This window comes from Dielma fastidiosa (genome assembly GCF_003475485.1).
GTDB lineage: Bacteria > Bacillota_I > Bacilli_A > Erysipelotrichales > Erysipelotrichaceae > Dielma > Dielma fastidiosa.
On sequence record NZ_QRQL01000013.1, the window covers coordinates 1 to 21,418 of the forward strand.

The 21,418-nt window shown below is 41.9% G+C and carries 20 protein-coding genes and 1 tRNA gene; 15 read left to right on the plus strand and 6 right to left on the minus strand.

Annotation, left to right across the window (positions count from 1 at the left end):
* Positions 1-72: 72 nt before the first annotated feature.
* The 11 genes from DWZ33_RS17110 (at position 73) to pcp (ending at position 12,977) form a co-directional block, all read left to right on the plus strand.
* Positions 73-930 carry a radical SAM/SPASM domain-containing protein gene (locus tag DWZ33_RS17110; protein WP_118456165.1) on the plus strand — a complete coding sequence of 286 codons (858 nt, stop codon included), beginning with the start codon at positions 73-75 and terminating at the stop codon, positions 928-930.
* A complete protein-coding gene (locus DWZ33_RS17115) occupies positions 930-2,306 on the plus strand; it encodes an MATE family efflux transporter (RefSeq protein WP_118456167.1) in 1,377 nt (458 codons plus the stop codon). Before DWZ33_RS17110 ends, DWZ33_RS17115 begins: the two co-directional genes overlap by 1 nt.
* Positions 2,303-3,451: an amidohydrolase gene (locus DWZ33_RS17120; protein ID WP_420841423.1), complete on the plus strand. Its 1,149-nt coding sequence runs from the start codon at positions 2,303-2,305 to the stop codon at positions 3,449-3,451. The genes DWZ33_RS17115 and DWZ33_RS17120 overlap by 4 nt, the downstream gene beginning before the upstream one ends.
* Before the next feature lie 259 nt (positions 3,452-3,710).
* Complete coding sequence (locus tag DWZ33_RS17125; RefSeq protein WP_118456168.1) at positions 3,711-5,183, plus strand: IS200/IS605 family accessory protein TnpB-related protein; 1,473 nt, start codon at positions 3,711-3,713, stop codon at positions 5,181-5,183.
* Positions 5,184-5,507: 324 nt separating this feature from the next.
* Positions 5,508-6,194, plus strand: a complete 687-nt coding sequence (locus DWZ33_RS17130) for a response regulator transcription factor (RefSeq protein WP_022939457.1) — start codon at positions 5,508-5,510, stop codon at positions 6,192-6,194.
* 1 nt (position 6,195) lies between these two features.
* Positions 6,196-7,413, plus strand: coding sequence for a sensor histidine kinase (locus tag DWZ33_RS17135; protein ID WP_244925890.1), 1,218 nt, complete (start codon positions 6,196-6,198; stop codon positions 7,411-7,413).
* A gap of 8 nt (positions 7,414-7,421) precedes the next feature.
* Positions 7,422-8,090, plus strand: a complete 669-nt coding sequence (locus tag DWZ33_RS17140; RefSeq protein WP_022939459.1) for an ABC transporter ATP-binding protein — start codon at positions 7,422-7,424, stop codon at positions 8,088-8,090.
* Between the two features lie 5 nt (positions 8,091-8,095).
* Complete coding sequence (locus DWZ33_RS17145; RefSeq protein WP_118456172.1) at positions 8,096-10,624, plus strand: ABC transporter permease; 2,529 nt, start codon at positions 8,096-8,098, stop codon at positions 10,622-10,624.
* Between the two features lie 80 nt (positions 10,625-10,704).
* Positions 10,705-11,382 carry a DUF969 domain-containing protein gene (locus DWZ33_RS17150; RefSeq protein WP_022939461.1) on the plus strand — a complete coding sequence of 226 codons (678 nt, stop codon included), beginning with the start codon at positions 10,705-10,707 and terminating at the stop codon, positions 11,380-11,382.
* Positions 11,382-12,323 carry a DUF979 domain-containing protein gene (locus DWZ33_RS17155; protein ID WP_118456174.1) on the plus strand — a complete coding sequence of 314 codons (942 nt, stop codon included), beginning with the start codon at positions 11,382-11,384 and terminating at the stop codon, positions 12,321-12,323. Before DWZ33_RS17150 ends, DWZ33_RS17155 begins: the two co-directional genes overlap by 1 nt.
* Positions 12,324-12,335: 12 nt before the next feature.
* The gene (gene pcp, locus DWZ33_RS17160; RefSeq protein WP_118456175.1) at positions 12,336-12,977 is read left to right on the plus strand and encodes a pyroglutamyl-peptidase I; all 642 of its coding nucleotides are present in this window, start codon (positions 12,336-12,338) and stop codon (positions 12,975-12,977) included.
* A 29-nt stretch (positions 12,978-13,006) separates the two neighbouring features.
* On the opposite strand, the gene DWZ33_RS17165 is transcribed toward pcp, so the two are convergent.
* From DWZ33_RS17165 to DWZ33_RS17180, 4 genes are all read right to left on the minus strand, one after another.
* Positions 13,007-13,957 carry a hypothetical protein gene (locus DWZ33_RS17165; RefSeq protein WP_118456177.1) on the minus strand — a complete coding sequence of 317 codons (951 nt, stop codon included), beginning with the start codon at positions 13,955-13,957 and terminating at the stop codon, positions 13,007-13,009.
* A complete protein-coding gene (locus tag DWZ33_RS17170) occupies positions 13,923-14,597 on the minus strand; it encodes an ATP-binding cassette domain-containing protein (RefSeq protein ID WP_118456179.1) in 675 nt (224 codons plus the stop codon). The genes DWZ33_RS17165 and DWZ33_RS17170 overlap by 35 nt, the downstream gene beginning before the upstream one ends.
* A 79-nt stretch (positions 14,598-14,676) precedes the next feature.
* Positions 14,677-16,464, minus strand: coding sequence for a glycerophosphodiester phosphodiesterase family protein (locus tag DWZ33_RS17175; RefSeq protein ID WP_118456181.1), 1,788 nt, complete (start codon positions 16,462-16,464; stop codon positions 14,677-14,679).
* A gap of 46 nt (positions 16,465-16,510) precedes the next feature.
* Positions 16,511-17,389 (minus strand): LysR family transcriptional regulator, encoded by an 879-nt coding sequence (locus tag DWZ33_RS17180; RefSeq protein WP_118456183.1) that lies wholly within the window; start codon positions 17,387-17,389, stop codon positions 16,511-16,513.
* A 106-nt stretch (positions 17,390-17,495) separates the two neighbouring features.
* Between DWZ33_RS17180 and DWZ33_RS17185 the strand changes: the two genes are divergently transcribed.
* Complete coding sequence (locus DWZ33_RS17185; protein ID WP_118456185.1) at positions 17,496-18,770, plus strand: L-cysteine desulfidase family protein; 1,275 nt, start codon at positions 17,496-17,498, stop codon at positions 18,768-18,770.
* 8 nt (positions 18,771-18,778) lie between these two features.
* On the plus strand, positions 18,779-19,153 hold the full coding sequence (locus tag DWZ33_RS17190) for a nuclear transport factor 2-like protein (RefSeq protein WP_118456187.1): 375 nt from the start codon (positions 18,779-18,781) through the stop codon (positions 19,151-19,153).
* 74 nt (positions 19,154-19,227) lie between these two features.
* Here the strand turns inward: DWZ33_RS17190 and DWZ33_RS17195 are convergent.
* Positions 19,228-19,314 (minus strand) — tRNA-Leu (locus DWZ33_RS17195).
* 144 nt (positions 19,315-19,458) lie between these two features.
* On the opposite strand from DWZ33_RS17195, the gene DWZ33_RS17200 reads away from it, so the two are divergent.
* Together DWZ33_RS17200 and DWZ33_RS17205 are read left to right on the plus strand one after the other, a co-directional pair.
* Complete coding sequence (locus tag DWZ33_RS17200; RefSeq protein WP_118456189.1) at positions 19,459-20,223, plus strand: threonine/serine exporter family protein; 765 nt, start codon at positions 19,459-19,461, stop codon at positions 20,221-20,223.
* A complete protein-coding gene (locus DWZ33_RS17205) occupies positions 20,220-20,666 on the plus strand; it encodes a threonine/serine exporter family protein (RefSeq protein WP_118456191.1) in 447 nt (148 codons plus the stop codon). The genes DWZ33_RS17200 and DWZ33_RS17205 overlap by 4 nt, the downstream gene beginning before the upstream one ends.
* 37 nt (positions 20,667-20,703) lie before the next feature.
* Here DWZ33_RS17205 and DWZ33_RS17210 read toward each other — a convergent pair whose 3' ends face one another.
* Positions 20,704-21,369 carry a TipAS antibiotic-recognition domain-containing protein gene (locus DWZ33_RS17210; RefSeq protein WP_118456192.1) on the minus strand — a complete coding sequence of 222 codons (666 nt, stop codon included), beginning with the start codon at positions 21,367-21,369 and terminating at the stop codon, positions 20,704-20,706.
* Between the last annotated feature and the right edge of the window lie 49 nt (positions 21,370-21,418).

The window sequence follows — 21,418 nt, forward strand, 5'->3', positions numbered from 1 at the left end:
CTCCCGTGAAGATAACTAGCTGCCAGGTGATCGACCCTTCATTGGGTCTTTTTTTTGTTGGAGGAGGGCAGTATGCGGTTTAAAAAGATTTATGTGGAAATTACTAATGTCTGCAATATGCATTGCTCATTCTGTATCCAAAATAAACGGCCTCAGCATTTTATGACCATCGATGAATTCAGTCATGTCATTAATGAAATCAAGCCTTATACAAGCATGATCTATCTGCATGTTCTTGGTGAGCCGCTGCTTCATCCCCAGCTGTTTGACTTTATGAAGCTGGCAGAGGCTGCCGGCTTGTTTGTGCAGCTGACAACCAATGCCACCTTGATTGACAGGTGCCTGAACGGATTATGTGAAGCACACAATCTGCGGCAGATTAATATCTCCGTTCATAGCTTTGCACAGCATAGTGAATCAGAGCAGCTGGCTTACTTGAAAAGTATCAGTGACGCCGCACGTAGGCTCAGTGATGCTGATAAATACGTTTCTTTGCGCTTATGGAATATGCGCGGTGATGAGCCGTCTGCCGAAACAAAGCAAGCAATGGGATTTTTTGAAAATGAATTTCAGACAGCCATCAATGCCGGTGAGCGTCGTCAGTCAATAAAACTGATGAAGCAGGTGTTTCTTCAATTTGATGAGGTATTTCAATGGCCTGATCTTGCCAATCCCTATGTTTCCGATACCGGCCGCTGTCTAGGCTGGCGTCAGATGTGCGGCATTTTATGTGATGGCACAGTAGTGCCCTGCTGTCTTGATAGTCAAGGCATTGAATCAATGGGAAATGTTTTTCAAACATCTTTTTCGGATATTGTAACAAATAAAGCAAATGCTGCTATGCTTGATGAGCTGAAAAGTGGTACAATTAAACGTAAGCTTTGTCAGCATTGTTCATATCGCTTACGTTTTCAAAAGGGAGGAATTTAATGAATACAAAAAGTAATAAAATGGCTACCATGCCTATACCTAAATTAGTTTTAAATATGTCACTGCCTGCAATCCTGGCAATGACGGTGCAGGCTTTATATAACATTGTCGATTCATACTTTGTAGCGAAGGATACATTAAGCGGCTTGACAGCTGTTTCACTCGCTTTCCCAATCCAAATGATCATTGTCGCATTATCGGTTGGTATCGGGGTAGGTATCAACTCATGCGTATCAAGAAATCTTGGCGCTCACAATGAGGAAGACGCGATTAATACCGCAGAACATGGATTGGTGCTGACTATGTGTCTGTATCTGATTTTATTGCTGCTGGGGTTGTTTGCCGTTGATTTATACATACCGCTGTTCACCAGCGATCCAGCTGTCATTACATCTGGCATTGCTTATACGAAGATCGTATTGATTTTCTCATTCTCACAGATGCTTGCGCAAAGCATTATCTCAATTCTTCAGGGAACCGGGGATATGGTTTCATCGATGTATGTGCAGCTGACAGGGGCGATTGCTAACTGTATCTTAGACCCAATTATGATCTTTGGTTTGTTTGGCTGTCCTGCACTGCATGTAGCGGGAGCTGCTTATGCGACGGTCATCGGCCAATTTCTGTCATTGCTGCTGGCATTATTTCTGCTGTACCGCAAAAGGGATAAACTGCCGATTTCATTGCGCACCTTTAAATTCAGACCTTCTATTTTGACCAATATTATTCGCATCGGCCTGCCTTCCGCGGTTATGCAGGCGGTAGGTTCAGTTATGGTTACCGGCATGAACTTGATTTTATCACAGTTTGGTGACGCAGCGATCACGGTTATGGGTATCTATTTCAAGCTGCAAAGCTTTGCGTTTATGCCTTTGTTTGGTATGAATCAGGGTGTCTTGCCGATCCTGAGCTTCAATTACGGTGCTCAGATCAAAAGCCGCTTTATGCAGGCACGGCGCTTCGCAACCAATCTGGCACTTGGCTATACATTGATTGCTTTAGCTGTATTCCAGCTCTTTCCTGAACAGCTGATGGCAATCTTCTCCGCTGAGGGAGAAATTATGGCGCTGGGCATTGTATCCCTGCGGATTTTAAGTCTTGCTTTCCCAATCGCGGCAATCAGCATTTCGCTTTCACCGGTCTTTCAGTCATTGGAACGAGCTTCAATTACGATGATTACTTCCATCCTGCGTCAGCTGGGCTTGCTGCTGCCTTTATCATGGCTGCTCTTTAAGCTGTTTGGCGCCTATGTCGGCTGGCTCGCATTCCCGATTGCGGAATTGATCGCGACGATTTATAATATAGTCATGTATCGTAAAGTAAAAGTAGAAATTATTGACAGAATGCCTGATAAGGCTGAGGAGGTAGCAGTATGATTTTACTTAAAAACGGAACCGTTTATACAATGGACGAAGCCGGTGTGTTTGTCGGTGATGTAAAGTTTGACCAAGGCAAAATTGTCGCCGTCGGCAAAGATTTGTCAGCGGATGGCTGTGAGGTTATCGACTGTACTGGCAAGAATATTTATCCTGGTTTTATTGACGGTCATTCGCATTTGGGAATGCAGGAATCAAGCATTCGTTTTGAAGGTGATGATGTAAATGAAATGAGTGATCCTCTGACTCCGCATGTACGTGCTATCGACGCGCTGAATCCGATGGATGAGACAATTCATAACGCGGCTTGCGGCGGTGTTACGACGGTATGTTCCGGGCCGGGCAGCGCGAATGTGATCGGCGGAACCTTTGCCATCTGGAAAACGAATGGACATGTGATTGATAAAATGGTAATCAATCCAATGGCGGCGATGAAATGTGCTTTTGGTGAAAATCCTAAGCGTGTATACAGTGATAATAAGATTAAGACAAGGATGCAGACTGCCGCTTATCTGCGTGAAACATTAATGAAGACCAAGGAATATATGGCTAAAAAAGCATTGGCTGGTGATGATATAAGCAAGCAGCCGGCTTATGATATGAAGTTGGAGGCGATGATTCCGGTTCTTGAAAAGAAAATCCCTTTAAAAACGCATGCTCACCGTGCTGACGATATTCTCACCGCCCTGCGGATTGCCCGTGAATTTGATGTGCTGATGACGCTGGATCATTGCACAGAGGGTCATCTGATTGTCGATGAGGTAAAAGCAAGCGGCTTCCCGGCTTTTGTCGGACCGTCATTAACTGATAAGTCAAAGTTTGAATTAAAAAATCTTACTTTCGCGACTGCCGGTATCTTAAATAAAGCCGGTGTTAAAATTGCTTTAATTACTGACGCACCGGTAATTCCTCAGGAATATCTGCCGCTGTGTGCCGGACTGGCCTGCAAGAAGGGCTTGGCTGAAATGGAAGCTTTAAAAGCTATCACGATCAATCCAGCGGAAATCTTAGGTATCGCGGATCGTGTCGGTTCATTAACTGCTGGGAAGGATGCTGATATCGTAGTCAGTGACGGCAATATATTTAATACCTTGACGAATGTAAATTATACATTCATCAACGGGGAAATGGTTTATCAATTCTAAAATACAGGCACTGAATCATTCAGTGTCTTTTTTATTATATAGGAAATTTCATTTTCAAGCATCAAATCACCAATATCTCATTATGAAAAGTGATCTAAAAAATGATAAAACTTGATGAAATTATCGTGTAAATATGGTATACTATAAGTAATAAAAAACATATATTTAATCATTAAATTCAACCTAAGCATCACCTAGTTTCCTTTGTATCAATCGAATCTCAGTGGATGCTTTTTTGTTCAAGGGTAGGGGAACATCAATGAAGTGTTTATCTTATTCAAATCGTTTCTATTATAAAGAGTTATCCGAAGAAGATGCGAGTTGTATTAAGAAGGATTTGATCCTGTATAACTCTATGCTTCATACAGCTTATAAGAAACTCTATTTAACTTGTTTTCATGGTGTCAAGGATGCAGTCTCTTTACAAAAACAACTAAAAGCAAAATATGGTACGAATGATTATTTTCCTTCATCTGCAATACATGAAGCCAGAGCTCTGCTTAAAAGTAATATCGAAATCAATCAGCGATTGAAGAAAGAATGTACTAAACGGATTGAAAGAATCAAAGAGAAGATTTGTAAGGAAAACAAGTCTTTACAGAACTGGCAGAAGCATAAAGAACAATTGATTCAAAAAAGCAAGGAACATGAAACTAGTGAAGCAGACTATTTGTATGAGGTACAGATCGTTAATCCGAATATCAAACAGCTAAAACATAGAATCGGGTTGCTGACCTTTAAATTAAACCGGGAAACGGATAAACTGAATCATTTGAACTTAGGTGTGAGAGCCGCTTGCTTTGGTTCAAGGAAGAAGCTGCATAAAAATCTTGAAGCTTATCGGTATGAGCGAAGAAAACGAATGCTGATACCTGGCAGACGGCAGGGAAAATACAGTAATAACCTCTTCAAATATCATCTTGAATCCGGAATCATGGTTTATCGAGGCACAGAGAAAGAGGTTCATTTACCGATCCAGTTTTATCATCATGCAGAGAAATTAGAAAGAGCAGTCAGATTACCGCATAATACCGCTGGTAAAGCCGTAGCTTATGAACTCTATGACCATGGTGAATATTTCATTATCAAAGCGATCATTGAGGTGGAACCAAAAATGATCATGACCAAAAAGGAAGAAGGCAGTATCGGTATCGATATCAATGTGGATCATATCGCGGTTGCCCACATCGATCGGCAAGGCAATCTGTGCAGACAGCAGATCCTGTCGATGAAGTTAAAGGGAAAGACAAGGAATCAGCGAAAGCATGAGATTGCGGAAACAGCGAGCAAGATCATTCATGAATGTGTACATACTCATAAACCATTAGTGATGGAAGCCTTGGACTTTAGTGATAAAAAGCGGAAACAGCGTTATCAGCCAAAAGGACTGAATCGAATGCTGAGTGAATTTGCTTATGCACAAATCAGTGAAGCCATCGAACGAAAAGCAGTCTATGAAGGAATAGAAGTGATTAAAGTAGATCCAGCGTATACGTCACTGATTGGAAAATTAAAGTATGTACGGGATAAGGGAATGAGTGTGCATCAGGCAGCGAGTTATGTAATTGCAAGAAAGGGGATCGGATATAAAGAGAAGATCTTAAGAGAATATCGAGTGTTCGTAAAAGAAAAGCAAACACAAGCAGAGCAATGGGCATCGGTTGGTAAAAAAATAGGAAAAGCGAGTATTAAAGAATGTCAGCTAACCGCCATATTAGCATTATTCAGATAACATAAAAAAATCAGTTCAATGAATCAAAGTGAATAGACCCAAACTAGAAGAAAAGGCTGTTTACTTGATGGAAATCATTGAACTGATAAAAAGAATTCCTGTATGGATTTGCTCGGGTGCGACTCCAATACCGATAGGTAGAAAGAGAGAGACATTGAAATACAGGAAGGAACAGCGCCGCGAGAAAGGCAGCTGGGTGTCATCATTGATGGCATGATTTTCCTTAAGGATTGAAGGAAATCATTTTCTTGTTACAAACCAGTCATTTATTCATGTTTTATTTATGTTATAATGACACATAGAGATGAGAAATGAGGGATATCTATGAGTAAATTATTAATTGTCGAAGATGATGAAACCATCGCTTTAGGCTGTGAGTATTCTTTTAAAAAGGAAGGCTTTGAAGTCATGGTAGCGAAAAACTGCGCACAGGCTAAGGAGCTGCTTTCAAGAAACAGCTATGACTGTCTGATTCTTGATCTGGGCCTGCCTGACGGCAACGGCTTTGAAGTCTGTGAATATGCCAAATCAGTTGGTTCACCAGCGGTTATTTTTCTGACTGCCAGAGATGATGAAAATGATATTGTATTTGGTTTGGATATGGGCGGTGATGACTACATCACGAAGCCGTTTGGCCTTAAAGAACTGATGTCCAGAGTGAAGGCTGTTTTGCGCCGCAAGAACCAAAATCCGGATCAGGAAAAAATTATTTCATTAGGTGATTTAAAAATTTATTCATTAAAGGGCAAGGTTTATAAGAAGAATCAGGAGGTTTTTCTATCGGCCATGGAATATCGTCTATTGATGACGTTAGCTACCCGTAAAAATGAAATCCTGAAACGTGAAGAGCTGCTGGACAGCATTTGGGATATCGGCGGTGATTTTATCAATGACAATACACTGACCGTTTATATCAAGCGGCTGCGTGAAAAGATTGAAGATGACCCGCAGAACCCGAAGCTGATTGAAACAATCCGCGGTATCGGATATCGTGGTATCAGCCGTGAATAAAATGAAAGACCGCCGCCTGCGCCAGACCTTGATTCTGCTTGTGCTGGCCTTGACGATTACGGTAGGTATGGTTTTTTTTCTGGCATCGAAGTCAGTCAATTTCATCGAACGCCAGCAGATCCGCAGAAATGCGGAGATTATCGGCTTGATCGCTGAGAAATATCCAGATGCTCAGAGTGAAGTTATTAAGCTGTTTCAAAGTGAACATCTGTCTACCAGTGAATTGGGAGAAGAAATCTTTCAGAAATACGGAATGGATTTCGCAAGCGGTAATATTGTTGGCAATTATCGTGAAGCGCAGCTTTATATCGTATCGATTTTTCTGGTTTTAATTGCGCTTTTCTGCTTCGCGGTCTTTTTTATCTTTTACTTTTATCTGAAACGAATGGATAATTCATTAATTAATATCTCAGAATATATCAATCGATTATTAAATAAAGATTATGCTTTAGATATCATTGATAATGATGAGGGTACTTTAAGTTCGCTTAAAAATGATATTTATAAGGTTACTGTGATGATGAAGGAGCAGAATGAATTGCTGAAGCAGGATAAAATGCTGCTGGCGAATAATCTGGCGGATATATCTCATCAGCTTAAAACGCCGCTTACCTCGATGCTTTTAATGTCAGATCTATTAGACAGTGATGAATTGACTAAGGAAGAACGCAAGGAATTTTTACGGGTGATCAAATCACAGCTGAAGCGGATTGAATGGTTAGTATCCTCGCTGCTGAAGCTGTCTAAGCTGGATGCGAAGACGATTGAGTTTAAGAAGGATCAGATTCATGCCCATGATTTATTGCGTAAGGCGATTGAGCCGGTTTATATGATGATTGAAACAAAGGATCAGCAATATTTGGTCAGCGGTGATAATCCGCTGATTGAAACGGATGTCAACTGGACCTGTGAGGCTTTTGTTAATATCTTGAAGAACTGCAGTGAACATACACCGCAGGGCGGTATTCTGAAGGCTGAGGTTTTTGATACGGTAATGTATACAGAGTTTGTTTTATCGGATAATGGTGTCGGTATTGATGCTAAGGATCTGCCTTTTATCTTTGATCGTTTCTACCGCTGTTCGACAGTCAGCAAGGAAAGTGTCGGTATCGGTTTAGCCATGGCTTATTCAATCATAACCGGTCAGGATGGTACGATCAGTGTTCAGTCTGTATTGAATCAGGGTACTTCATTCTCGATTCGTTTTTATAAGAAGTAGGTGACGTAATGGAAATATTAAAAGTATCGCATATTTCAAAAGTATTCGGTAATAAACAGCCTTCGGTAGTCCTGAAAGATATTAGCTTTACTGTTAAAAAGGGAGAATTTGTGGCGATTGTCGGACCTTCCGGTTCAGGCAAATCAACGCTGCTGCATATTCTTGGCGGTCTGGAGCCGCCGACTTCCGGCTCGGTTTCGATTGATCGGACCAGTCTGTATAATCTGAGTGAGGATCAGCTGACTATTTTCCGACGCCGCCAAATCGGCATGATCTATCAGTTTTATAATCTAGTGCCGACATTAAACATCCGTGAAAATATCCTGCTGCCATTATTGCTGGATAATAAAGAGGTTGAACAGAGTTATTTAAATCAGATCATCACATCATTAAATATCGATAAAATCATGGAATACTATCCCTCACAGCTTTCCGGCGGCCAGCAGCAGCGGGTTGCCATTGCGCGTTCATTGATTCATCATCCGACTTTGGTATTGGCTGATGAGCCGACTGGAAACTTGGACAGCATGAATTCAAGAGAGATCGTCGATTTGCTGAAACTGGCTAATAAACGAACCAATACGACGATTCTTTTAATTACGCATGATATGAATATTGCAATGCAGGCTGACCGGATTTTTGAAATGAATGCCGGTGAGATTAAAGAGGACAAGTAGGCTTCATGAATATTCTGAACGTTTATATAAAGAAGTATCTAAAGGAAAACCGGCATCGTACAGCCTTATCGATTGCCAGTATCGCACTGGCTGCCGCGATGATTTTTTCAATGTCGGCGATTATGACTTCCATCTATGTGAGTATAAATGAAAGCCTTGTCCGTTCAACGGGGAATTATCATGCTGTTTTTACCGATGTGAATCAGAACTTTGCCTCTTATCTTGATATGAATATGAAAATTGAGGAGGAAATGAAGGTTCAGCATTATGGCGTTTCCTATCTCAGCGATTCAATGAATAAACAGAAGGCTTATCTGCGTCTGCTTGGTTTTTCATCCTCGGCGATGCAGAATCTGGATATTGATCTGGTTGAGGGCCGGCTGCCTAGAAACAGCAATGAAATCATTGTTTCACAGTCTTTGCAGTATGAGGGAAAGATTAAAATGGTACCGGGCTTACAGGTGGTTTTAAACCTTGGTGAGCGAGTTAGTGAAGCGGGCAATAAGCTTGATGAAGCGGCGCCGATTGAGGATAATGAACAGTTTTTACCGCTGCACAGCGGCAGCTATGAGGTAGTCGGTGTATTTGAAACTCCCAATTTTGATTATGATAATCCTTTCTATTCAGTCATTACCGCTTATGATGAGAATGCGGATCTGCCGATGGATATTTATCTGCTTTATAAGGATATTAAAGATACTTATCAGGTAACTGGATCATTGAGTCAGCTGTTTAAGGGTGAATATGCGGCTTTCAGCTATAATGATACATTACTTAAATATAATAATGTGTTTAATGAGCGTTTGATTTCATTTCAGATGCTGGTGCTGATTGTTTTCTTCCTGCTGTTCTTTTTAGTTATTGCCGGTGAATTGATTTTCAGCAGCTTTGCGAATGCGTATCTGAATCGTGAAAAGCATCTGGCAATCTTTAAGAGTATTGGCGCTACCGGTCATCAGATTCGCATGATGATCGTCTATGAGGGTATTGTGATTCTTGGTCTAGCTTTGCCGATGGGGCTTTTAGCCGGCTATGGTTTCACAAGCGGCACCTTTTATGTGGTGAATCAGCTGCTGAAGCGGATCGTTGTGAGTGCCGTCCAGCTTAATTTTCATTATACATGGCAGCTGATGCTGCTAAGCGGTGGGGCTGCCTTGTTCTTCTCCTTCTGTTCAATGCGTTTAGCGGCCAAAAAAACAAGCCGCAAATCGATTCGATCCACGCTATTATCCAACGATGAGGTTGATGAAGAACGTAAGCCGTATCTTGATCTTCAAAATAGATTTTTAAGCATCGATAATAAATTAACACTGAAGCATCTGAAACAGAATCATAAGCCTTATCGTAAAATCATCTTTCTGCTGAGCAGTGTCATGGCATTGTTTATTACAACACAGACCGTATTTGATTATATGCGTCAGGGCGTGTTTCTCAATATCGATGATGCCGGTTATGATGTTAAGGCAGTCATTATGAATGATAAATATCCAACTAGACTGATTACCCGCTTAAAGCTCAGCGATGGATACTCAAGAATGCTGGTAGCGGAAATGGTTAACGTGACAAGTAATGATCTAAGCGCGTTCAGCGATGAGTTTAAGGCATTATATAATATTGATGAGACCGTGACTTTTACGCTGATTTCATATAGTGATGATGTGCTTGATTACTATATCAAACGCAATAGTCTGGCAAGAAATCTTGAAATTATCAAGAATTTGGATCGGCCGGTAGGTATCCTGTATAATCAGGCATATGACGCGGATAATCGTAAAATCGTTGAAATAGCGGATGCTGACCGCATCAATAATATTTATAGCCTGTATCCATCGGATATAAAGCTCTTTGATAAGCTTGAGGTTATTTCTACCCATGCTCAGCTGCCGGGGCTTACGATGCAGGATACGCCGCAGATGATTATCTCTGACGCGATGATGCAGCAGGTCATTGCTGAATTAAAAAGTGTCGGCTCTTATGAGGAACATTTCACAGTCTTCTTTAAGAGCAGCAATCCTAACGCGCTTGAGGGAATGCTGAATATGCTGCCGCAGGGTGAGGGAGTAGATACCTTTGAGGTCATTAACGCAGTCGCCCGCCAGCTGGAAACAAAGACGATCAAGGCATTGCTTGAAATCATGATGTATGGCTATATTATTCTGATTGCATTAATGGGTATGGTAGCGGTATTTAATATCTCAAGTGTTAACTTTGAGTACCGCCGGCGTGAATTTGTGCTGTATCGCATGCTGGGTCTTCGAATGCGTTCTGTCCGCAGGATGATTTTCAGTGAATTGATCTTCTATGGCTTAAAGATTCTAATGTCATCGATCATTTTGAGTCTGATTGTAAATGGTCTGCTTTATACGTTTATGTTTAAACCGATGGGCATGCATTTCCATTTAGAAAAGACAAGTATTATTGTTTGCTGTGCGCTGATTCTGATCGTATCAATCATGCTGATGCTTTATGCTTCTCATAAAATACGGATCAGCCGTTATAGTGAAGAGGCAAAGAATGAAATTTCATTATTATAAGCTGTAAAAAATTACACTAAGGGAAACACTTTTCAAAAAGTGTTTCTTTATGTTATACTAGAGCAACAGGAGGTTTAATTATGGGTGATGCAATTAAATTAATAGGTATTGTTATCATTGTGGCAGGCTTTGCATTAAAGCTTGATGTATTGGCTGTCGTATTGATTTCCGGACTTGTAACCGGATTAGTTTCAGGGATGTCTTTTGTTGAAATATTGAGAATTATCGGTGATTCTTTTGTCAGCAATCGCCTGATGTCAATCTTTTTAATCAGCTTCCCAATCATCGCTGTTTTAGAGCGATACGGCTTGAAGGAGCGAGCCGCCTATTTGATCGGACAGATCAAGAAGGCGACCGCTGGCAAGGTATTGGCCATCTATTTGCTGATTCGTACGATTGCGGCGGCCTTTTCAGTTCGTTTAGGCGGCCATGTGCAATTTGTCAGACCTTTGATCTATCCGATGGCAGAAGCAGCCGGTGAGAAATGCAAGGGTTCACTGTTTACCGAGAAGGAAACAGATTTTGTGAAGGGCTTGGCGGCGGCAGCTGAAAACTATGGTAATTTCTTTGGTCAGAATTGCTTCTATGGCGCCAGCGGCGTTTTGCTGATTCAGGGTGTTTTAATTGAAGCGGGTTATGAGGTTACGCTTCAGTCAATCGCGCTGAATTCCATTCCGGTAGCGGTGATCATGTTTGTTCTGGCTTTGATTCAGTTCCATTTTGCGGATAAGAAAATCAGAAGGGATGGGATGATGTAATGAATGAATTTTTAAATATTGCGACCGAAATCGTCTTTGTATTATGCGGTCTTGTTTCCGTTGTGACGGCGTTTCGCGGTTTAAAGAATGAACAGGCGCGTATAGGGACTTTTCTGTTTTGGCTGATTCTCGGTTTAATTTTCATTTTGGGTAAGATATTGCCATCCGAATTAGTCGGCGCACTGCTATTGGCGATGGGTGTGCTCTCAGCGACAAAACAAGTACGCATGGGCAAATTCACTGAGGCTGATCCGCAGTTTAAGAAAATGTCGAGTGAAAAAGTCGGCAATTTGATTTTCCTGCCTGCCTTGATGATCGGCGTTGTGGCAATGCTGCTGTCAACGATAAAAATACCTTGGCAGGGCGAGAGCTTCGCTATTCCAAGTGCGGTTGCTATCGGTGTTGCAAGTATTGCGGCATTAGTCAGCGGTATGCTGCTGCTTCATCCGAAGAATAAGGAAACCGCAGAGGATTCAACCCGGCTTTTGATGCAGGTGGGCGGAAGTTCATTGCTGCCGCAGCTATTAGCCGCGTTAGGTGCGGTGTTTACATCGGCAGGTGTCGGTACTGTTATTGCGAATGCAATCGGCGGTATTATACCTGAGGGTAATATTTTAATTGGCGTTATTATTTATGTCGTCGGCATGGTGGTTTTCACGATGATTATGGGCAATGGCTTCGCGGCCTTTTCAGTAATTACCGTGGGCATCGGAATTCCGTTTGTCATTCAGCAGGGCGGTGATCCGGCAATGATCGGCGCTTTAGGTTTAACGGCTGGTTTCTGCGGTACACTAATGACACCGATGGCGGCGAATTTCAATATTGTGCCAAGCGCGGTACTTGAAACAAAGAGTAAATACGCGGTAATCAAGGCACAGCTGCCAATGGCATTGACAATGATTGTTGTCCATGTGATTTTAATGCTTGTATTAGGTTTTTAAAGGAGGTCATTTATGAAACTATTAGTAACTGGCTTTGATCCGTTTGGCGGTGAAAAGATTAATCCGGCTATTGAATCAGTGAAGCTATTGGCTGATGAAATCGGCGGTGCTGAAATCATTAAGCTGGAAATTCCAACAGTATTTAATAAATCGCTGGCGGTGATTGAAAAGGCTGTCAGAGAGTATCAGCCGGATGTGGTACTGTCGATTGGTCAGGCTGGCGGCCGCAGTGCAATCAGCGTGGAATATGTCGGTATTAATTTGAATGAGGCCCGCATTAAGGATAATGAAGGGTATCAGCCTTCCGGTGAGAAGATTTACGAGGATGGCGAGAATGCGTATTTCGCTACGGTGCCTGTCAAGGCAATGACAGCTGCTATGAAGGCGGCTAATGTACCGGCAGCGATTTCTTATACAGCAGGTACCTTTGTCTGCAATCATGTGCTCTATGGGGTTCGCTATCTTGCGGAAAAAGAATTTCCAGCAATGCGTTCAGGCTTTATACATATTCCTTTCCTTCCGGAACAGGTACTTGATAAGGCAAATACACCAAGCATGAGTCTGGATTTGATTGTCAGGGGCTTAACTGCCGCAATTGAGGCAATTGTATCAAATGAAAAGGATATTCAGGCAAGAGCTGGAGAAACACATTAATCAGGACTGCGGTCCTGATTTTTTTTCCATTACTTAATTGAACCTTGAACACGATACTTTAACTTATTTAGCTTGAAGGCATCTATGAACAATCGAAGTATCAAGAATAGCAGTGCGCATAAAAATAACCAGTAGAATTTAAGCAAAAAGAAAGCAAGCATAACTAATAGCAAAGTCTTATTCTTCTTGAGCAGAATATCGAAATAAGCGATGAAGCGCCAATATCCATTATGATTCGGATTTAAACGATGGTAAAGATTTAAAAACTTTCCGCATTTGACAATTTTAGCATTGACTAGAACGATTGGCCCATTTGCATTATTTTTAAAATAATCTCTCAGAAAAATCTCATGAAAGAGGATGCGGCGGCAGTTTGTGTCAATAAAAATGAATAATACTGCATAAATCATCACCAGCAGTATAGTAATGGGCAGCCTTAGATTTACCAGAATCGGCAGCCAGTCATGCTGATTAACGATAGCAAAGTAGAAAAAGGGAAGGGTTAGAACATGGATAATGTTAACAATTCTTGTATCTAGATAACCATCGGCAATTCCATAATTCTCTAATAAAAAGAAAGTAAAATGAATTGCATACAGCATCCAAAGATAGGTAAGGTCTTGGCTTGTCACTGTCATACAATGCAAAAAGCTTGCGAGAATTATGATTGGCAGTGTAGCAATCAGGGCTGTCAGACCCTTTTTGATAAAGGTTTTGCGCATAGATTTGGGATAAGCCAGCAATGGATACCAAGTAGTACGCTTGTCTTTTAAAAGACGATAAACGGCAAGCTGAAAGAACAGCAGGATGAACGCTTCATAGGCTATAAATTGCTCACGCGGCTGCAGAATATTGAAGCCATTATAAGCAGGTCTTTGCAAAGTTGGATAAATCAGTGTAAGCAGATACAAACCGGCTGCAGATCCTAACAGTGCAAGACTATACCTAAATGGTTTTGATTTCAGCATAGTATTGATCATTGAGATAAGCCTCGATTTCTTTTCTGCCTAAAATATCCGCTTTCAGACTGCCATGCTCCATAATTAACAGGCGATCAGCAATCTTACCAATAACATCCATCGTATGAGTGGTTATCAGAAATAGATGTTCCTGTTTCATTTCTTTGATGAGCCTAAGAAAGCCTATTACACTTTGAAAATCAAGGGCATTAAATGGTTCATCAAAGATTAGCAGATCAGCTTTAGATAAAAGCAAGCAGACAATAGCACATTTTTTCTGTTCACCCGAGGAGCATTGTTTCACCTTTTTATGTTGATAATCAATGCTGAAAATCTGTAAGAGCTGATTATAGAATGAATCATTAAGATCAAGGTCTTGATCGTTAAAAATACGGTTGTAGAAACGGAAATTATCAAGCACACTCACATCTTTAATCAGACAATCCTGATATGGAAGATAACCAATTGACATACCATGCCGTTCTATACTGCCATCATATGCCGGCAGCAGCTCACACATTAAATTGAGCAGTGTGGTTTTACCACTCCCGTTTTTCCCTGAAAGCAGAATACAGGGAGCATTGGTATCAAGCATTAATGATAGATTTTCAATAAAGGGCTCATCAGTATATGTAAAGCTAATATTATTTAATTCAAGCATGAACTCACTTCCTTGTGCTTATTATAGCAGAAAATGGTTTTATCATAGGTTACAGCTTTGTCATACTGAAAGGAAATACCTATTGGTTTGCAGTCTCAGCAGGAAAGAAGAATTCAGTTAATGAATCCATCCATAGATTTCTCATCAGCATATCCTTGTAATAGCTGGCAAGCAGCGGATTATCGGTGACGATACCATCAACACCTAAGCGCAGCACCTTGTTGATGTTAGCATCCTCATTAGCGGTCCACACATAGAGCTTTTTGCGGCTGAAATCAGTCAGCGACGCAATTTCATAATTGACAAAGGTTGTTTCAATACTGTAACCATCGATCGTATCATAATCAAGCAGCGGTGCATAGAAAACAGCAGTGATTAAAACTGTCTCAATGCTTGGATTGATGGCCTTTGTCTGCTGAAGAATGGCAGAATCCATGCTGGCAATGCTGCATTGATCCTCCATGCCATATTTTTGAATTAATGCAAGTGTCGTTTCCACAAGCTGCCGCTCATGGCCCGATGATTTAAGCTCAATCATTAAATGAATACGGTTTTTAGCCGCTTCCAGCATCATTTCTAATGTAGGTATCGGTTCATTGGCAAATTCAGGAGCAAAGAAAGAACCAGCGTCTAAGGTCTGAACGATATCATAAGGAGTATCCCAAACCTGACTGTCATAACCGGTGGTTCTTTTGAAATTAGTATCATGCATGATAATCAGCGTTCCATCCTGAGTTTGCTGGACATCGATTTCAGCACTGTCAGCGCCGGCAGAGATAGCAGCTTCTAAAGCGGCCAAGGTGTTTTCAGGGGCAAAGGCGGCACCCGCTCGGTGGGCAATGATCTGCGTATCCTTCTGATTGTTGGTATAAAGAGCGCCGCCAATCTCACCCTCACTGAAAATCAGCAGCAGCGCAATGGCAAAGGCACCAATAAGGGTTCGGCCTAACCGTTTTGTTAGGGAGAGCTGCTTTTTTGCTGTTGGCTGCCGCGGCTCATCATTTAAACGATGACTTTCTATAACAATAAAGGAAATCATCGCTGAGGTTGTAATAATATCATTGGCAAGTCTGAAAAAATCAGAAAACTTAGTCAACCCAAAGCGAAAGGCACCAGCCCCTTCGCCGGCGAGTATGGTATTTGCTGCGAGCAGTAAGATAATAATTAAAGCAATCAGCATCAGGCCCAGCTGCAGCAATAACATAAATATTATCAGATTCCCAAATAAACGGAAGGGTTGTTTGGCAATCAGCTTCATGCTTTTTTTCCATGCTTCTGAGAAATTCGGTGACTGCTGAATGAAGATGAAACCAAATAAAAAGGTGAATACGATGGTATTAAGCGCAATCAAAAGCAGCCAATAAAGCAGCGCCAGCTTAACATCGGCAAGCATTGCGTCTTTAATGAATTCAGGAATCGAAAACCTTAAGAAGGAAGCGGTAAATGGAAAACTCGATAGGATGATCAGCAAGACTAAAAGGATCAGCAGCGGCATGTTTTTTAGGCGCAGATAATTCAGTGATGTTTTCACTGACTGACGGTAAAGTTCAAGCAAACTGAGGCTTTGCTGCTGCCAGCCATATTGACCATAGATTAACAGTGCAGTGATTTCAAAAAACAGCAGTGCTGCGATTAATAAGAAGAAGCTGATTAATAGCAGGATTGATAGGGGATGAATCAGCATCAGACGTATGTTTTCTTGAGTCAATATACTTAAACCGGTGTTTTTTAGAATCAATGACATGATTTCCTGGTAAAAAGTATAAATCAGAAATGAACTGACTGTACGGTGTATGATTTCAAAATAAAGCAAGGTTGGCCAATTTTGTTTATGAATTGAGAGTGTATTTTTAATTAATTGAATCATTAACTTCCTCCATTCTCTTCTAGTTTGCGGCAATTAGTTTATTCAATTATAATTCCAGCGCGATTTTAAGAAAGGCTTCCATTTCTCTGGTCAGCCATTTGTTTTTGTGATAAAAGATCTGCCGCCAGCTGATCAGCTGAAAATCACTGACTGGCAGGATTGAGATGCTTTGCTTGGCTACGGCTTCCTCAATCGTAAATTTAGGCAGCAAAGAGATTCCCATGTCAGCGGCAATCAAGCCAATAATAAAATCTGTGTTGCCGATTTCCAAGTAAGGATCAATAGTTTTCTGCTGTGCATATAACTGCTGATCTAAGGCATGGCGGTAACTGACATTATTTTCAGTAAGGATGAAGTTCTCATCTAAAAGATCATTGAGTTTTAATTGCTTGCTTGCGGCTAAGCGATGCTGACTCGATGCAGCAAAAACGATTTCTTCCGGAGCTTCAAATACCTTGATCCAATTTTTGTGATTTCTTTTGCTGTCAAGCAGATAGACAAGATCAAGCTCATTGTGATCCATCATCGTTAAGAGCTGGTCCGGAGCGGCTGTTTTAATACAGAGTGATACTTGCGGGTATAGCTGATGAAAAGTAGTAAGAAGTTCAGGAAAACGGGTCGCGCACAGTGATTCTACCGTACCAATCCGCAGACTGCCGTTGAGTGCTGAATCTTCACTCACCGCTTGCTTGGCGTGATTGACTTCTTCAATGATCCGCCGGGCATGCTGAAGGAAGCATTCACCCTGCTGGGTTAATGCGATACGTTTGCCGATGCGGTCAAAAAGGCGGGTATTTAATTCTTTTTCCAATTCATGAATCTGAATCGTAACCGCTGCCTGTGAATAATTTAATTCAGCGGCAGCTTTAGAGAAGCTTTGCAGTTCCGCAATCCTTAAAAATGTGATGAGTGTTCTAAGTTCCATAATAGCTCCTATAAATTATTTTTAATAATCTTATAAAAATATTAAAAAATTAATATTATGAGTTCATGCTATAATAAAATTAACTAGAAGTCAAGAGGGGTTAGCAATGGATAAAAAGGACAGATGTTATCAGGCTTATCTTAATATTTTAAAGAAGGAATTAGTACCCGCGATGGGTTGTACGGAGCCGATTGCGATTGCCTATGCGGCGGCGATTGCCCGTGATGTGCTGGCTGATGAAGTAAAAAAGGTTACGGTTCAGGCCAGCGGCAATATAATTAAGAATGTAAAGAGTGTAGTAGTGCCGAATACCGGCGGCCGTAAAGGGATTGCGGCAGCAGCGGCAGCGGGTATCGTCGCTGGTGATGCCAAAGCAAGCCTTGAGGTAATTGCCAATGTGAGTGAAGAACAGCTGTGTCAGATTGACGCGTTTTTAAAACGTGTGCCTATCGATATTGAACATGTTGACAGTGACAGTTCATTGGATATAAGCATCATCGCTGCCAGTGACTTGCATACGGCACGGGTGCGCATCGTGAGGGAGCATTGCAATGTAGTGCTGAGGGAACGTGACGGTCAATGTCTGTATCAGGGGGATGATGCCGTTATGAGCAGTCAGGAAGATTGCTATGACGTGCTTTCCATGCGGGGAATCTATGATTTTGCCGTGCATGCGGATATTGAGGATGTTAAGGCGGTGCTGGATCGTCAAATCAGCTGTAATATGGCAATTGCACAGGAAGGGCTGCGTCAGAGCTATGGTGCCAGTATTTCATCGATTCTGCTGTCAACCTATGGCAATAATCTTCAAACTAGAGCAAAGGCGATGGCAGCGGCGGGTTCTGATGCGCGGATGAGCGGCTGTGAACTGCCGGTGATTATCTTATCCGGCAGCGGCAATCAGGGCATGACTGCTTCAATACCCGTTATCGTATATGCGCAGGAGCTGAATATCAGCCGTGAGAATCTTTACCGGGCATTATTGATTTCCAATTTAATGACAGTACATCAAAAGCTGAGAATCGGCAGGCTGTCAGCTTATTGCGGTGTGGTTGCCGCCGGGGCTGGGGCAGGTGCTGGCATCGCTTATTTGCTGGGCTGTACCTATGAGCAGATCTGTGCGGTATTTACCAATGCGCTGGCAATCCCTTCCGGGATGATATGCGATGGTGCTAAGCCGTCCTGCGCGGCTAAGATTGCGACAGCGGTGGATGCCGGCATTATGGGCGCACAGATGGTAATCCGCGGCAAGAGTTTTCACAGCGGTGAAGGTATTGTCTGTCAGAATGTTGAAGCGACGATTGCCAATGTCGGACGGCTCGCCAGCCGCGGCATGAAGGATACGGATGAAGAAATCATTCAGATGATGATTGAAAACTAGGAGGAAGTATGGATATTCAGGCATTTATTAAAGATTACTGGCATAAGATTGCAGTTCAGGATCGTTTGGGTTTAGCTGAAATGTTCACTGAGGATGCCATCATTCGCTGGCATAACACGAATGAAGAATTTACCAGAGAAGAATTCATCAAGGCTAATTGTGATTATCCAGGTGAGTGGCATGGCAATGTTGAACGCATTGAGATCAATGAAGATTATATTTTAACCATCAGTCATGTCTGGAGTGCTGATCAGTCATTTCATGTATGCTCTTTCTTTATCTTTGAAGGTGATCAAATCTGTAAACTGGATGAATATTGGGGCGATGATGGGGAAGCGCCGCAGTGGCGTCAGCAGCTTAAGATTGGCCGTAAGATTCGTTAATTAGTTAAAACAGCAGCTAGCTGTTTTTTTCTGCATAAAAAAACTCTCAAGCTAACTTGAGAGTATTCTGCATATGGTGCCCGAGGCCGGACTCGAACCGGCACAGTATCGCTACCGGTGGATTTTGAGTCCACTGCGTCTACCAGTTTCACCACTCGGGCAAGTGCTTAGATATTATAACGTATAAAAAGATAAATTTCAATTGCTTTTGATAAAAAAGTTAAAAAAAATCATTGAGTAGTCTTTATCTTTTATACTTGTCAAGGCTTGGGATTTGGTGTAGACTCGACATTGGAGGTGAGCCTGTGAATCCAGAAATGATCCTTAATATATCCGCTAAAGCCGGCCGTCTGCTGCTTGAGAGCGGCGCTGAAATATATCGGGTGGAAGAAACAATCAGCCGCATCATGGAACATTATCAGGTTGAGGAAGCCAGCAGCTTTGTGACACCCAGCGGTATTTTTGTATCCTTTGTGCTTGATGGCAGCAATTATTCTAAGGTAGTGCGGGTAAAGGGCAGTTCTTTGAATCTTGAACGCATTAACCGGATCAATGATTTATCACGCCGCTGCTGCTCTCAGCATTTAAGCATTGAAGCTGTCGGTCATGAATTAGCGCAGATTGAAAAAGAACCCTTGTATACCATGCCGCTGCGTTATCTGGCATCGGCGATGATTGCATTTTGTTTTACTTTATATTTTAATGGTACGCTTAAGGATGCTCTCTGTGCTTTTGCGGTTGGCTTGGCAGTACGGGCAGCCGCTAATTTTTTAGAGTGTAAAAAGATTAACGCATTTGTGACAATCACCATTGAATCATCAATCATAGCTTTGCTGGCGCTGATTTTTGAAGCAATTCCATTATGCGTGAGTAAGGATGCGGTTATCATTGGCTCACTGATGCTTCTGGTTCCCGGCTTATCCATTACCAACGCGATCCGTGACTCTATCTCCGGCGATCTGCTTTCAGGCGTGACACGCGGAATTGAGGCTTGTCTGATAGCTGTCGCGCTGGCGTTGGGAGCTGGTATTACAATCACATTCTGGATGAATGTAGGGGGATTGTTATGATTGTTCATGTCTTATCAGCGACCATCGCAGTTTATTTCTTTGGCTTCTTATTTAATATCCGCGGCAGGCAATTATGCTTTTCAGCATTAGGCGGCGGTCTGGCGGCTTTTGTTTATGAACTGGGAATCGCTTTTAATGTAAATCTCATGCTAACTCTCTTTTCAGCGACGCTTTGTTTTTCAATCTATTCGGAAATCATGGCGCGTATTCTAAAAACGACAGTTACAACCTTTGCTATCAGCGGTTTGATTCCCCTCGTTCCCGGCAAGGGAATGTATATGACCATGCTTTATTTAGTCAATGGCGATATGGCAGCGGCAGGCAGCTCTGGACTTACCACATTAGCCAGTGCCGGTATCATCGCTTTAGGTATTATGGTTGTCTCAACCTTTTATAAGGCATTCAGTGAAGCCAAGGTCAAGCAGGTGTGCGAGAAAGATTAAAAATAAAATCCCGCTGTTTAGCGGGATCATCAAATACTTATTTTTCAGCTGTTTTCTTAGCAGCTGCTTTTTTTGCTGGTGCCTTCTTCTCAGCTGACTTTTCAGCCGTTTTCTTAGCTGCTGGTTTTCTGGCAGCCTTAGGCTTTTCAGCTGGTTCTTCAGCTTGTACCTCAGTCTTAGCAGCTGTTTTTTTCGCAGCTGTCTTTTTAGGAGCCGCTTTCTTTGGTGCAGCTTCATCATCAGCGGCTGTTTTCTTAACCGCTTTTTTCTTAGCTGGAGCCTTTACTTCTTCGGCCTTCTCTTCCTTAGCCGCAGGCGCTGGCTTTTCAGCTTTAGGAAGCTTAGGAAGATCTCTTCTCAGATAAGCTTTAATGGCCTGACTCATAAAGCCGGCAAGACCAATTTGGAACTGATCCATACTTTCTGTGAAGCGCTTGTCAGTTACATATAAATTAGCGAGGCGGGCAAGAATCATATCTGTACATTTATAATAATACTTTGTCAGATACTCCTGCCATGCTATAACACAGTTATAAACATCCGGACTGTCAAGGTCTTTACTCATATTGTCAATAAACATCTGATAAATCTTTTCAGCTTCCAGGCCGATTTTCTCTAACTGCTCCTCAGATGTCTGTTCAGAAACACGAATGCCTCTATTTACTGGTTTGTTTCTAACTTTCTTCTTTTTATGATTCTTCATTTTCTTTCTCCTAATTCCCAAGTCATAACTATATTATAATATATTTTGA